This window comes from Tessaracoccus sp. MC1627 (genome assembly GCF_014164725.1).
Lineage (GTDB): Bacteria > Actinomycetota > Actinomycetes > Propionibacteriales > Propionibacteriaceae > Arachnia.
In genome coordinates, this window is sequence record NZ_JACJGA010000001.1 from 949,748 (window position 1) to 962,276 (window position 12,529).

The following is a 12,529-nucleotide window of genomic DNA, read 5'->3' on the forward strand; positions in this document are numbered from 1 at the left end:
GCGACGATGACCGCCATCGGTGCCACCGCGGCAGCCGGCGCGCACTCGCTCGCCGGCTGCCGCGTCGTGCTGACGGCGAAACGACGGGCCTCCGAACTGGCCTCGGCGCTTGAGCGCCGTGGGGTGGAGATCATCCGGGCACCCATCCTCTCGATCGTGCCGCACGCCGATGACGAGCAGCTGATCGCCCACACCAGGGCGCTGATCGCCGATCCCCCGGACGCGGTGGTGGCCACCACCGGCGTCGGGTTCCGGGGCTGGATGGAGGCCGCGGACGCCGCCGGATGCGCCGGCGAGCTGCTGGAGGTGCTGCGGGGGGCGAGGATCATCGCGCGCGGACCCAAGGCGCAGGGTGCGGTCCACGGCGCGGGCCTGACGGCCGACTGGGTGGCGGACTCGGAGACGGCCGCCGAGATCAAGGACCTCTTCGAGACCGAGGGCGTCGCGGGCCTGCACGTGGCGGTGCAGCACCATGGTGCGGGCAGCGACGGCATCGACGAACTCCTCGTCGATCTGGGCGCCCGAGTGACGTCGCTGGTGGTGTACCGGTGGGGGCCCTCCCCGGACCCCGAGGCGGTGAGCCGCGCCGTCGCTCTGGTGGCGGCCGCCGAGGTCGACGCGGTGGCCTTCACCTCCGCGCACGGGGTGGTGGAGTTCCTCGCCGCGTGCGAGCGGGAGGGGCTGCGGGATGCCGCGATCGAGGCGATGGCGGGGCCGGTCCTCCCCGCGACGGTGGGGCCGGTCACCGCGGCGCCCCTCATCGAGCTCGGTCTCACCCCGTTGATCCCCGACCGGTTCCGGCTTGGCGCACTGGTGCGGGAGCTCACGACGGCGCTGTCGGCCCGCGGCGTGGCCGAGGTGGCCACCCCGGCGGGCGTGCTGTGGCTGCGGCGGTCCGCCGCCAACCTGGGCGGACGCGCGCTGCCGCTCAGTCAGGTGCAGTTCGCCGTGCTGCGCTCACTCGTCGAGGCGAAGGGGGGAGTGGTGTCGCGCGAAGAGATCCTGGCCGTGCTGCCCGGCAGCTCCAACGACCCGCACGCCGCCGAGGTCGCGGTCGCGCGGCTGCGTGACAGTATGGGGGATCGCTCGCTCGTGCGCACCGTGCCGCGGCGGGGTTACCGGTTGGAGGTGAGCGCATGACACCGGCGCTCGTGGTCTGTGCTCACGGCACCGACGACCCGGACGGCCAGGCCGCCGTGCTGGCCATCGCGGACGCGACGGCGACAAGGCTGCCGGAGGTCACCGTCGAGGTGGCCTACGTGGACGTGCAGGAACCGAAGCTCGATGTCGTGGTGGACCGCCTCGTCGCGGCGGGTCACCACGTGGTGGTGGTGCCCGTACTGCTCACGCTCGGCTTCCACACGGAGGTGGACGTGGCCGAGGCGATCGCCGGCCACCCTGGGCGGGTGGTGTCCACGGGCCCGCTGGGGCCGGATCCGCGGCTGGAGGACGCTCTCGTGGAACGGCTCCGCGAGGCCGGCGCCCCCGAGGGGTCGGCGGTGGTGGTGGCCGTGGCCGGTTCGTCGCGCCCGGAGGCGGCGGAGGTGGGTCGCGGTGTGGCGCGCGCCGTGCAGGATCGGTGGGCCGGGCCCGTCACGGTGGGGTTCCTCTCAGCGGCCGAGCCCAGGGTCCCTGAGGCTGTCGCGGAGGCCGGCGGATCTGGCCCAGTTGCTGTGGCGTCCTACCTGATCGGGCCCGGCTTCTTCCAGCGCAGGCTCTCCAGGGCCGGTGGAGACGTGGTCGCCCAACCCCTCGGCGCGCATCCCGGCCTGGTCTCGGTGGTTGTCGACCGTTACCGAGCGGGCGCGGGTCAGCTCGGCTGATCCGTCGGAGTCCATGGGGGCTACCCCGGAGATTAGATACAAGTTTCTTGTAGTAATCTGTCGGGCATGACAGAGATCTCCCTCACCCCCAAGTCAGGCTGCGGTTGCGGCGGTCATGACGAGTCCCTACCCGAACTCGACGCGCGCATCATCCCGCACGCCGTTCGCCACGCCGCCATTCACGGCGTCGTCGACGGCCTCCAGCCGGGCGCGGCCTTCGTCCTGGTGGCCCCGCATGACCCGGTGCCGCTGCTCCGCCAGATCACAGAGCGCCACGGCGAGTCGATTGCAATCAGCTACGTGCAGGAGGGCCCCGAGGCCTGGAAGCTGAAGCTGGCGCGCCTCTGATGTGCAGCTACTGCGGGTGTGACTCGATCACGGTGATCGGTCGGTTCATGAATGAGCACGTCGAGATCGTCAACGCGTGCGGACAGTTGCGCCGCGCCGTCGTCGACGGTGGAGACGTGCCTGAGCATGCCCGCGCCCTCGCCCTCCTCCTCGGGCCGCACACGCAGTCCGAGGAGGTGGGTCTCTTCACGGTGATGAAGCGCCGCGACGAGTTCGCTGACCACGTCAGCATTCTGTGCGGCGAGCACCGCTCGCTCGACGAACTGCTGGCTGCCATCGCCGCAGGCGACCACTCGCTCATGGACGTCTTCGAGGACGCCCTACGTGACCACATCGACAAGGAAGACAACGGATTGTTCCCGGCCGCTGCCCTCGGGCTCGACGGCGACGAATGGGCCGAGATCGATACCACCACCCATGAGCACGACCACGCTGCCGGCACCCCGCACCATCACTGACCCAGGGGCGCGCACGCGCCCCCTCCGCGTCGCGCTCATCGCGCTGGCCGGGGTCTCGCTGCTGACGGGCCTCAACGCGGCGTTGCTCCGTCTCGGGATGTGGGCGCCCGTGGATTCCGACCGGCTGGCGGACCTCCACGGCCCCGCCATGACGCTCGGCTTCATGGGCACCCTCATCTCCCTTGAACGGGCCCAGGCACTGCGTTCCCCCCTCGCATACCTGGCGCCCGCCCTGCTGGGCGCGGGGTCGCTGGCGTTGATCGCCGGCGCCCCGCCCCTGCTCGGCGAACTTCTCCTCCTCGACGGCGGGCTGGCATTCCTGGCCGTGGCCGTGGCCCTGTGGCTCCGGGCCCCGCTGCCTCTGGTGGCCGCCCAGGCGCTCGGCACGCTCTTCGTCCCGCTGGCGGCGGCCGCGATCCTGCTGGCCGACATCCCGGCCGCCCTTCCGCTGCTTGCCGCCTTCGTGGTGATCACCATCGCCGCGGAGCGCGCCGAATTGGCGCAGCTCACCATGGGCGCCCGTGCGGTGCCCATGCTGCTCGCCCTGGCGACCGTGGTGGCGCTCGGCGCCGCCCTCGCGACCGCCCTCCCCGCCGTCGGCTATCGGGTGCTGGGGTTGGGCTGCCTGCTCGTGGCCGCCTGGCTGCTCCGCGACGACGTGGGCCGCCGCATGATCCGCGGCACCGGGTTCCGCCGCTTCAACGCCGCCGCGCTGCTGGCCGGCAACGGATGGCTTGCCGTGGCGGGCGCTGTGTGGCTCGTGGTCGGGCAGCCGGTCGCCGCGGGCCACCACGATGCCACCATCCACGGCGTCTTCCTCGGCTTCGGTGTGTCCATGATCATGGCGCACGCCCCCACCATCTTCCCGGCCGTCATCGGCCGCCCCCTGCCGTATCGTCGGTCGATGTGGCTCCCGCTCGGGCTGCTTCACGCCGGCATGACCGCGCGGATCCTCGGCGACCTTCTCGCCGTCGGTGACCTGTATCGAACCGGAGGAACCCTGACCGTGATCGCGATGCTCGTGTTCGCCCTGACCGTGATCGCCTCGGCGGTGAGGGGATGAGGCGCCGCCGCGGGCTCCGCGACTTCGCGCTGGTGGTGTGGCTGGCGGCCGCCGTCGTGGTTGCTCTCGCGCATCGCTGGATCCCCGAGTCCACCTGGCTCATGGTGCACCTGGTGGCGCTCGGCGCTCTGACGCACTCGGTGATGGTGTGGAGCGCCCACTTCACCGCGGCGCTGCTCAAGACCCGCGACGACGACGCTACCCGCCGCCTGGCAGACGTGCGGCTGGGCGTGCTGGGGGCCGGCTCCCTGCTGGTCTTCCTCGGCGTCCCGACGGCGCAGTGGTGGCTCGCGGTCACCGGCGCCACCGTCGTATCAGCCGCCGTGCTGTGGCACGGCGCCGTCCTGGTGCGCGACCTCAGGCGTGCCCTGCCGGGGCGGTTCCGGATCTGCATCCGCTACTACATCGCGGCGGCGGCCTGCCTGCCCGTGGGGGCCGGGTTCGGCGCGACGCTGGCCTGGGGGCTCGACGACCGCTGGCACGCCGCCCTCCTCGTGGCCCACACCATGACCATGCTGCTCGGCTGGATCGGGCTCACGGTGGTGGGCACCTTCGTGACCTTCTGGCCCACGGTGCTGCGCACCCGGATGGACGACCGGTCCGAGCGCCTCGCCAAGCAGGTGCTGCCGGTGCTGCTGGCCGCCATCGCCGTCGTGATCGGGGGTTCCCTCACGGGCCTCCGGCCGGTCTCGGTGGCCGGGCTGGTCCTCTACGCCGCCGCGCTGGGATGGTGGGGGCGCTGCCTCATCGTGCCGTTGAGGAAGCGTCCGCCGCGCGAGTTCGCCGCCGCGTCGATCCTTGCCGGGGCCGTGTGGGCGTGCGTGGCGGTCCTCGCCACCGCCGTCCACGTCGGACGCTCCGACGACCTCGAGTTGGCCTCCGGATACCCGATGCTGGCCTCGCTGTGGGTGGTGGGCTTTCTGCTGCAGCTGGTCACCGGCGCGCTGTCCTACCTGTTGCCGTCGGTGATCGGCGGCGGGCCGCGCGTGGTGCGCGCCGGCGCCGCCGAGTTCGACCGGTTCGCCACCGTGCGGCTCGTCGTCATCAACGGCGGGCTGCTGGCCTGGGTGGCCCCACTGCCCAGCTGGGTCAAGGTGACCGTGTCCGTGCTGGTGCTCGCCGCGCTCGTGACATTTCTCCCGCTCATGGTGCGCGGCATCCGAGCCTCCGTGGCGGAGCGCCGCCGCGCCGCGGCCGGCGAACCTGCCCCTGAGTTGAAGGAACGGCGCAGCGTCTTCACCGGCGACGGTCTGGTCGCGGGCGTGGCGGCGCTGGCGATCGCGCTCAGCGTCGGCGTCGGCCTGGATCCGGCGGCGGCCGGCGTGGCCTCGACCACCGCCCCGGCCGCGTCGGTTCCGGCCACCGGCGAGACGGTCCGGGTGAAGGTGGCGGCACGCGACATGGAGTTCGTGCCCGACAGAGTGGAGGCCCAGCCGGGCGACCGCGTCATCGTGGAGCTGGTCAACGAGGACCCCACCACGGTGCACGACCTCCTCATCGGGACGCTGCGCACCCCACGGCTCGCGCCGGGGGAGAGCGCCGAGCTCGACCTCGGCGTCGTGGGCCAGTCCATCGAGGGCTGGTGCACCGTCGTGGGGCACCGTCAGATGGGCATGACGTTCGACGTGGTGGTGGCGGGCGCGCCCGCCGCAGCCCCCGACGAGGAGGCCGCCGAGCCAGAGCACGGTCACGCGGCCGGGGACCCGGACGCGACGCTCAGCGCCGTGGTCGACCCCGTGGCCCCGCCGCTGACCGACGAGACCGTCCGCCGCTACGAGTTCCGGGTCACCGAGGTGCCCCTGGAGGTGGCCCCGGGCGTGTGGCAGCGGCGGTGGACCTTCAACGGCGGCAGCGTGGGCCCAACGCTGCGCGGACGGGTGGGCGACAACTTCGAGATCACGCTCATCAACGACGGCTCCATGGGCCACTCGATCGACTTCCACGCCGGCGCTCTGAACCCCGAGGGGCCCATGCGCACGATCGCGCCCGGCGAGCGGCTCGTCTACCGGTTCACGGCCGGGCGCGCCGGCGTCTGGATGTATCACTGCTCGACGATGCCCATGAGCGCGCACATCGCCGCCGGCATGCACGGCGCCGTGATCATCGAACCCGAGGGTGGCCTGCCGGAGGTGGACCGCGAGTACGTGGTGGTCCAGTCCGAGGTCTTCGTCGCCGACGACGCCGCCACCGCCGAGGCCGCCACCGAGGTGGACGCGGATGCCGTCTCCGCCGAGCAGCCGGACCGGGTGGTGTTCAACGGCGTGGCCAACCAGTACGACCAGGAGCCGTTCGTCGCACGCGTGGGGGAGCGGGTGCGCTTCTGGGTGCTCGACGCCGGGCCGAACCGTGCCACGAGCTTCCACATCGTGGGCGGGCAGTTCGACACCGTGTACCGGGAGGGCGGGTACCTGCTCAAGGACGGCGTGGACGCCTTCGGCGGCAGCGGCGGTGGCGCCCAGGCACTGGCGCTGGCGCCGGCGGAGGGCGGGTTCGTGGAGTTGGAGTTCCCGGAGCCCGGGCGATACCCCGTCGTCAGCCACGTGATGGTGGACGCCGAGCGCGGGGCGCACGGGATTGTCGCGGTGTCCTGATCGCGAGGGCGCGCCCCGGGCGACCGCTGGCCTAGGATCGGTGTCGAGAACCGCAACGAAGGGAACAGCTGTGTCCGAAGCCGGCCTCAACGCCGCCCGCCAGAAGATGATCGACGCCGGGGTCGCGGCCCCCGCGATCGAGGTCTTCTCCCGCTTCTACGAGCTCCTCGAATCCGGTGCCACCGGGGTGATCCGGGAGGACACCATCGAGCCGCTGCTCGATCCACCGATGCTGACCGATGTGGACATCTCCGAGGCGGAGGCCCGCGAGGCGATCGGCAAGACCGTCATCATCAAGCTCAACGGCGGCCTCGGCACGTCGATGGGCCTGGACAAGGCCAAGACCCTGCTGGAGGTGCGCGACGGGCTCAACTTCCTTGATCTCATCACCCAGCAGGTCCTGGCCGCCCGCGACCGCTACCACGCCCGCCTTCCGCTGCTGCTGATGAACTCGTTCCGCACCGAGGACGACACGTTGGCCCACCTCGAGCGCTACGAGGAGCTTCCGGTGGAGGGGCTGCCGCTCAGCTTCATGCAGAACCAGGAGCCGAAGCTCCGCGCAGATGACCTGACCCCCGTCGAGTGGCCGGCCGACCCCACGCTCGAGTGGTGCCCGCCCGGGCACGGCGACCTCTACCCGGCGCTGGAGGGCTCCGGTGTGCTGGATCAGCTGCTGGAGCACGGCTTCCGGTACGCCTGCGTGTCGAACGGCGACAACCTCGGCGCCGCGCCCAACGCCACGATCGCCGGCTGGTTCGCCCGGTCCGGCGCGCCCTACGCGGCCGAGGTGTGCCGACGCACCATCAACGACAAGAAGGGCGGCCACCTGGCCGTGCGCAAGGCGGACAATCAGCTCATCCTCCGCGACACCGCCCAGACCGCGCCGGAGGAGATGGACTTCTTCACCGACGAGCACCGCCACCCGTTCTTCCACACCAACAACCTCTGGTTCGACCTCCAGGTCCTCCGCGACACTCTCACGGAGCGCAACTCCGTCCTGGGGCTTCCGCTCATCCGCAACGACAAGACGGTGGACCCCTCTGACGGCGACTCCACGCCCGTCATCCAGGTGGAGTCGGCGATGGGTGCCGCCATCGAGGTGTTCGAGGGGGCTACCGCCATCTGCGTGGGCCGCGACCGCTTCCTGCCGGTCAAGACCACCAACGAGCTGCTGCTGCTGCGCTCTGATGTCTACGACCTGACCGACGAGGGCCGCCTGGTGGCCACCACCTCGAGCTCCCCGGAGATCAGCCTCGACTCCCGGTTCTACAAGAAGGTGGACAAGTTCCTGGCCCGGATCCCGGTGGCACCATCCCTACGGCAGGCGAGCTCTCTCAAGGTGGACGGAGACTGGACCTTCGGCGCGGGGGTCACCGTGGTGGGGGACGCGGAACTCGCCGACGAAGGCTCTCCCCAGCAGGTCCCCGACGGCGCCACCCTCGGTGGGTGACCGCGACCTGTCGGCGGCGCTTGGCCTGGCGCTGACGGGGGAGCGGCTTCCGCTCAGCTCCCCGTCCTCGCTGCCCGAGGAGCTGGCCCGCCTGGGCTTCGACGCCGGGCGGCTGGCCGCCCTGCGAACGCAGCGGCAGGAGGCCTGCGAGCCGTGGCCGTTCCCGGTGCCGCTGGAGGAACGGCGCGCTCTCGGGTTCGCACGGTTCGACGCCGCGCTGGCGGAGGCCCGCCGGGAACTGGGCCTCACGGGCCTCACGCCGTCGGCGCCGGCTTCGCGGCCGCTTGACCGCCACGAGCAGCGCCTCGCTGACGACCGGCCACCCCACTGGTGAGGTGACGCCACAGGGACGCCACCCAGTGGGTGACGCCCCTGTGAGAACGACGAGCGGGGCTCAGACGCGGTTGTTGACCAGCGAGTCGCGGATCTCTTCGAGCAGCTGCTCCGACTTGGTCAGCGAGGGGGCCTCGGCTTCGGTCTTGGCGAAGCGCTCCTTGGCCTTGGTGTAGGGGAGTACCACGCCGAAGTACACGACGAAGGCCACGATGACGAACGCGACCAGTGCGGTGAGGAACGCGCCCACCGACACCCCGCCCGGCGAGTAGGACGAGAAGTCCGGGGTGCCGCCGAGCTTGCCCAGCAGGTCCATGAACATGGCGGTGAACGCGGTGACGACCGTGGCGAACGAGGCGCCGACGACGAACGCGACGGCAAGCTCGACGAGGTTGCCGCGCATGAGGAATTCCTTGAAGCCCTTCATGGGAATCAGGTCTCTTTTCTGTGTTCCGCTGAAGCGGGAGACGACCCGTCACGCGATGCAGCGACGGGGGCGATCCGTGGGGGAGGCCACACGAGAGGCCGTCCGGATCTGGGCGTTGAGCCGTCAATGACGCTAGCGGGCATGTCGCGAGGATGGCAAACCGGCGCGGCTACACGCGTCTCACAAGGCGCCCAGCACCACGCTGAGCTGGCCGGTCTGTCCGAGGGCGGCCACCATGGCGGCCTCCTCAGCCGGGACGTCCATGAGTACGAGGCCGTCATCCCCGGCCCCCGCGACCGCCAGTGCGGACCCGCCTGGCGCGGCCGGCAGCGCCGCGACCCTGGCGTCCCGGCTCAGTACCTCCGCGGACTCCGCGGAGGTGACCACGAGCGTGACGGGATCCCCTGGGCGCAGCAGGGACCGTAGAGCCTGGTCCGGCAGGGTGATGGGCACGACGGCGCGGCCTGGGGAAACGCCCTGGCCTGTGGCCAGGAGCCCGGCCTGGAGCAGGGTGCCCGCGGCGAGATCCACCGCTGTCACCTGACCGATGACGTCCTCGAGGGCCGGCGGGGCGCCCGAGAACACGAGGTGGGCAGGGAGGTCAGTGAGCGTCACGTCCGCCGAGGTCAGCGTGTGGCCCGCGGCCAGCGGCCCAGCGAGGACCGGCGCCGACACCGTCGGCCCACCCGGCTCGGCGAGCCACTGCGCCACGAGCAGCACCGACAGCGCGGCCAGCAGTGCGGCGACGGCACGGCGATGCCAGGACACGAACGAGGCGACGGGGGTGAGGATGCGTCTCATACCCCCTTGATCGCAGGTGGAGAGCCCGATTTCCCGCTGTCCACAGGTTCAGGCGGACTTGGCCTCCACCTTGGGCGCCGACGCGGCCTTGACCGGCTCGGACTTGGCCGGCTCCGTCTTGGCCCCGGACTTGGCGGGGGAGGAGGCGGCCTTCTTCGCGGCGCGCGAATCCGTGGCGTAGAAGCCGGAGCCCTTGAACACCACGCCGACGGCGCTGAACACCTTCCGCAGTCCGCCGTCGCACTCGGGGCAGTCCGTCAGGGCGGGGTCCGTGAACTTCTGCACGGCCTCGAGATCGGTGCCGCAGTCTGTGCAACGGTACTGGTAGGTGGGCATACAGGATCCTCCGTGGGAGACGACGCCACCCATGGTAGTTCAGAGCGTCAATCTGACCGATTCGCGCTCTGTGACGTAGCCGTCGACCGGGATGTCGTGGGGGAGCGTGAGGGGCCCCAGATCGTCGCGGATCTCCTCGTGGCGCGCCAGTGCAACCACGAAGGACAGCGGGTCGCGGTGGGGCAGCGCCCGGTCGTACCAACCGCCGCCGGTACCGAGGCGCGCGCCGTCGGTCCCCACGGCAAGGCACGGCGCCACCACGAGGCCGGCCTCTGCCAGCGCCTCGGGAGGGAGGACGGGCCCGGTGGGTTGCGCGATGCCTCCCCACCCCGTGGCCATCGCGTCCCACCCCTCGAAGCGCGCCCACGCCACCCCGCGGCCGGTGATCCTCGGCAGCAGGAGGCCCCAGCCGCGGGCGGCAAGCGCGTCGATGGCTTCGACGGTGCCCGGCTCACCGTCGCGGGATACGTACGCGGCGACGGTGCCTACGGGGAACCCCTCCGCCAGGGCGAGGAGGAAACGAGCGCGTGCGGCGTTGTCAGCGGCCCATTGTTGGGCTGAGACCCGGGCGCGGGCCGCGGAGATCCGGGCGCGCAGCGCGTCCTTCCGGGCCGAGAGGGTCATTGGCCTATCGTAGGCAGCATGGCTTGGTTTGCCCGGAAGAAGCAGGACGACGTCCCCGGTGAGGAAGAGTCGGTCGAGGAGGAGCCGCGGCTCCCCGATCCGCCAACCCTGGACGCCTCCGGGCTGCGGAGCGTGACTGATCACACCGCCTACCTGCTCCGCCTGGTCGAGCCTCTGCGGCCGTTCGGGATGTCGTTGCTGGAGGCGTGGAACCAGGTCCTCTGCGAGGACATCGACTCGATGATCGCGGTGCCACCCAACAGCACCTCCAAGGTGGCCGGCTACGCCGTCCGCGCCAAGGAGTTGCTGGACGACGAGGGGCACCTCGCCGCACCGATGGAGATCGTGGACCTCACCGTCGCCAGGCTGCCCGAGCGGGCGGCCGCCTCGGTGGCGCCCGGAGACGTGCTGCCCCGCGGCGCCACGGCGGTGCTGCCTGCCACCTTCGGCACCGTCGAGGACGGCAAGGTCCGGCTCATCGAGCGCGTCGGCGAGGGGGAGTACGTGCGCGCCGCCGGCGAGCACCTCAAGCTCGGCACACGCCTGCTCAGCGAGGGAGACCTGCTCGACGATCGGGGCATCGGCCTCCTCGCCAGCGCGGGCATCGACAAGGTGATGGTCCGGCCCCGCCCCCGGGTGGTGGTGGTCAGTTCCGGGGATCACCTCGTGGATCCCACCAGCAGCGTGCAACACGGCGAGGTCACAGACGCCAACTCGTTCATGGTCGCGGCGGCGGCCAAGGCGGCGGGCGCGACCGTCTTCAGGGTGGCCGTGCACTCCAACGATCCCTCCGCCATCGAAGAGGCGGTCACGGATCAACTGATCCGGGCTGACCTGGTGATCTCCACCACCGGCGGACGCCGCGAGGATTACGAGGCGGTGGCGTCGGTGATGGAGCGGCTCGGCCTGGTGGACTCGGTCAACGTGGCCATGTCGCCCGGACGGACCCAGACCTTCGGGCTGATCGGCGAGGACCATGTGCCGATGCTGATGCTGCCGGGCAACCCCGTGAGCGCCTACGTGTCCTTCCACGCCTTCGCACGCCCGCTGATCCGGCAGCTCATGGGCGCCCGCGCCGGACACCGGAGCGTCCGCGCCATCGCCTCGGGTGGGCTCCGCTCGCACCGCGGGCAGATGCATCTCCTGCGGGGCCGGGTCACCACCGAGGGCAGCATCCGCCACGTGGCGCAGGTGACGGAGAACTACGCCTTGGGTGAGCTGGCTCATTCCAACGCGCTGATCGTGCTGGATGAGCACGTCGAGCATGTCAACGCCGGCGAGGCCGTCAAGGTCTGGTTGCTCGACGAGGAGTGAGAACTCGAAATAAGCGACGGTGATCCGCCGACTCGCCGCAGCCGGGGGACCAAATCACAGCGTTGTTGTTTAACGTAGGCGGCGTGCTCGCCGGAATCCTCATCGCCATCGTCGTCGTCGTCGGTCTGGCCCTTGGGCTGCCCTGGGTGAGGAACGCCCGGGAACTGGACGCCGATCTCGACGGGGATCCCTCGCAGCGGTTCTCGGACTCGGTGCGGATTCTCCACCGCGACGTCGTCGAGCATGTCGAGGACGACGACGCGGCGCAGGTGTCGACGCCGTTGACGCGCCGGACCGACCTTCTCGAGCTTCGCCTCATCGCCCGGCAGGCGGCCCGCCGTCGGCTCATTGTCGCGGCGGTGCTGGGTGCGGCGCTGGTGACGCTGGCGGTGCTGGCCGGGCTGGGTATCGTCCACTGGTGGAGCCTGCTCATCCCCGCAGGGCTCCTGGTGGCGTTCTTCGCCGTGGCGCGGGTGTCTGTGGTGTCGATGCACCGCAGCCTGGACGCCCGCTCGGCCGCGGTGAAGGCGGGGTTCGATGAGGACGAGGACACCGTCGTCATCGACCTGTCGGACCGCGAGGCCACCGAGAACATCGAGATCTCGATCGATCTGTCGATGCCCACCACCATCGGCGCGCTGTGGGATCCCATCCCCGTCGCTCCGGCCACCTACGTGCAGCAGCCGCTGCTGCCCCGGACGGTGCGCACCATCGACCTGTCGGCTCCGGTGAGCCAACAGCCGGCGCAGATTCCGACGGCGGACAACCCGGCAGGCGAGGCCCGGGAGGTCTCCGAGTACCGGCCACGGGCGGTCGGGGACTGACTTGGAGCCCCGCTCGGCTCGGTGCTAGGCTTCGTGATGCTTCAAGGGGCTATGGCGCAGTTGGTAGCGCGTCTCGTTCGCAATGAGAAGGCCGGGGGTTCGAATCCCCCTAGCTCCACCAAGGTCGGTCCCCCGGG

At 71.3% G+C, this 12,529-nt stretch carries 14 protein-coding genes and 1 tRNA gene; 11 read left to right on the forward strand and 4 right to left on the reverse strand.

Annotated elements, in window-relative coordinates:
• Positions 1 to 6: 6 nt before the first annotated feature.
• From H5399_RS04300 to H5399_RS04335, 8 genes are all read left to right on the forward strand, one after another.
• Positions 7 to 1,140 carry a uroporphyrinogen-III synthase gene (locus H5399_RS04300; RefSeq protein ID WP_182781751.1) on the forward strand — a complete coding sequence of 378 codons (1,134 nt, stop codon included), beginning with the start codon at positions 7 to 9 and terminating at the stop codon, positions 1,138 to 1,140.
• Positions 1,137 to 1,823, forward strand: coding sequence for a sirohydrochlorin chelatase (locus tag H5399_RS04305; RefSeq protein ID WP_182781752.1), 687 nt, complete (start codon positions 1,137 to 1,139; stop codon positions 1,821 to 1,823). The genes H5399_RS04300 and H5399_RS04305 overlap by 4 nt, the downstream gene beginning before the upstream one ends.
• Positions 1,824 to 1,889: 66 nt before the next feature.
• Positions 1,890 to 2,171 (forward strand): DUF2249 domain-containing protein, encoded by a 282-nt coding sequence (locus H5399_RS04310; protein ID WP_182781753.1) that lies wholly within the window; start codon positions 1,890 to 1,892, stop codon positions 2,169 to 2,171.
• The gene (locus H5399_RS04315; RefSeq protein WP_182781754.1) at positions 2,171 to 2,629 is read left to right on the forward strand and encodes a hemerythrin domain-containing protein; all 459 of its coding nucleotides are present in this window, start codon (positions 2,171 to 2,173) and stop codon (positions 2,627 to 2,629) included. The genes H5399_RS04310 and H5399_RS04315 overlap by 1 nt, the downstream gene beginning before the upstream one ends.
• Positions 2,589 to 3,692 carry a hypothetical protein gene (locus H5399_RS04320; protein ID WP_255421953.1) on the forward strand — a complete coding sequence of 368 codons (1,104 nt, stop codon included), beginning with the start codon at positions 2,589 to 2,591 and terminating at the stop codon, positions 3,690 to 3,692. Before H5399_RS04315 ends, H5399_RS04320 begins: the two co-directional genes overlap by 41 nt.
• Positions 3,689 to 6,283, forward strand: coding sequence for a multicopper oxidase domain-containing protein (locus H5399_RS04325; protein ID WP_182781755.1), 2,595 nt, complete (start codon positions 3,689 to 3,691; stop codon positions 6,281 to 6,283). The genes H5399_RS04320 and H5399_RS04325 overlap by 4 nt, the downstream gene beginning before the upstream one ends.
• 70 nt (positions 6,284 to 6,353) lie before the next feature.
• Positions 6,354 to 7,733 carry a UTP--glucose-1-phosphate uridylyltransferase gene (locus tag H5399_RS04330; protein ID WP_182781756.1) on the forward strand — a complete coding sequence of 460 codons (1,380 nt, stop codon included), beginning with the start codon at positions 6,354 to 6,356 and terminating at the stop codon, positions 7,731 to 7,733.
• Positions 7,726 to 8,067 (forward strand): hypothetical protein, encoded by a 342-nt coding sequence (locus H5399_RS04335; protein ID WP_182781757.1) that lies wholly within the window; start codon positions 7,726 to 7,728, stop codon positions 8,065 to 8,067. Before H5399_RS04330 ends, H5399_RS04335 begins: the two co-directional genes overlap by 8 nt.
• Before the next feature lie 60 nt (positions 8,068 to 8,127).
• On the opposite strand, the gene mscL is transcribed toward H5399_RS04335, so the two are convergent.
• From mscL to H5399_RS04355, 4 genes are all read right to left on the reverse strand, one after another.
• Positions 8,128 to 8,493: a large conductance mechanosensitive channel protein MscL gene (gene mscL, locus H5399_RS04340; protein ID WP_182781758.1), complete on the reverse strand. Its 366-nt coding sequence runs from the start codon at positions 8,491 to 8,493 to the stop codon at positions 8,128 to 8,130.
• A gap of 180 nt (positions 8,494 to 8,673) precedes the next feature.
• A complete protein-coding gene (locus H5399_RS04345; RefSeq protein WP_182781759.1) occupies positions 8,674 to 9,294 on the reverse strand; it encodes an SAF domain-containing protein in 621 nt (206 codons plus the stop codon).
• A 48-nt stretch (positions 9,295 to 9,342) separates the two neighbouring features.
• A complete protein-coding gene (locus H5399_RS04350; RefSeq protein WP_182781760.1) occupies positions 9,343 to 9,630 on the reverse strand; it encodes an FmdB family zinc ribbon protein in 288 nt (95 codons plus the stop codon).
• Positions 9,631 to 9,669: 39 nt separating this feature from the next.
• Entirely contained in the window at positions 9,670 to 10,254 is a 585-nt protein-coding gene (locus H5399_RS04355; protein WP_182781761.1) for a 5-formyltetrahydrofolate cyclo-ligase, read from the reverse strand.
• An 18-nt stretch (positions 10,255 to 10,272) separates the two neighbouring features.
• Here H5399_RS04355 and glp point away from each other — a divergent pair, with 18 nt between their 5' ends.
• The 3 genes from glp to H5399_RS04370 all read left to right on the forward strand — a co-directional run bounded on the left by glp (position 10,273) and on the right by H5399_RS04370 (position 12,513).
• The gene (glp, locus tag H5399_RS04360) at positions 10,273 to 11,568 is read left to right on the forward strand and encodes a gephyrin-like molybdotransferase Glp (protein WP_182781762.1); all 1,296 of its coding nucleotides are present in this window, start codon (positions 10,273 to 10,275) and stop codon (positions 11,566 to 11,568) included.
• An 83-nt stretch (positions 11,569 to 11,651) separates the two neighbouring features.
• A complete protein-coding gene (locus H5399_RS04365) occupies positions 11,652 to 12,392 on the forward strand; it encodes a hypothetical protein (protein WP_182781763.1) in 741 nt (246 codons plus the stop codon).
• Between the two features lie 45 nt (positions 12,393 to 12,437).
• A tRNA-Ala gene (locus H5399_RS04370) sits at positions 12,438 to 12,513 on the forward strand.
• The last annotated feature ends 16 nt before the right edge of the window (positions 12,514 to 12,529 follow it).

What these genes read in the sequence shown, in the direction of transcription:
- H5399_RS04300 (WP_182781751.1), top strand. Translation starts at nt 7, where the DNA reads ATGACCGCCATCGGTGCCACCGCGGCAGCCGGCGCGCACTCGCTCGCC.
- H5399_RS04305 (WP_182781752.1), top strand. Translation starts at nt 1,137, where the DNA reads ATGACACCGGCGCTCGTGGTCTGTGCTCACGGCACCGACGACCCGGAC.
- H5399_RS04310 (WP_182781753.1), top strand. Translation starts at nt 1,890, where the DNA reads ATGACAGAGATCTCCCTCACCCCCAAGTCAGGCTGCGGTTGCGGCGGT.
- H5399_RS04315 (WP_182781754.1), top strand. Translation starts at nt 2,171, where the DNA reads ATGTGCAGCTACTGCGGGTGTGACTCGATCACGGTGATCGGTCGGTTC.
- H5399_RS04320 (WP_255421953.1), top strand. Translation starts at nt 2,589, where the DNA reads ATGAGCACGACCACGCTGCCGGCACCCCGCACCATCACTGACCCAGGG.
- H5399_RS04325 (WP_182781755.1), top strand. Translation starts at nt 3,689, where the DNA reads ATGAGGCGCCGCCGCGGGCTCCGCGACTTCGCGCTGGTGGTGTGGCTG.
- mscL (WP_182781758.1), bottom strand. Translation starts at nt 8,493, where the DNA reads ATGAAGGGCTTCAAGGAATTCCTCATGCGCGGCAACCTCGTCGAGCTT.
- H5399_RS04345 (WP_182781759.1), bottom strand. Translation starts at nt 9,294, where the DNA reads ATGAGACGCATCCTCACCCCCGTCGCCTCGTTCGTGTCCTGGCATCGC.
- H5399_RS04350 (WP_182781760.1), bottom strand. Translation starts at nt 9,630, where the DNA reads ATGCCCACCTACCAGTACCGTTGCACAGACTGCGGCACCGATCTCGAG.
- H5399_RS04355 (WP_182781761.1), bottom strand. Translation starts at nt 10,254, where the DNA reads ATGACCCTCTCGGCCCGGAAGGACGCGCTGCGCGCCCGGATCTCCGCG.
- glp (WP_182781762.1), top strand. Translation starts at nt 10,273, where the DNA reads ATGGCTTGGTTTGCCCGGAAGAAGCAGGACGACGTCCCCGGTGAGGAA.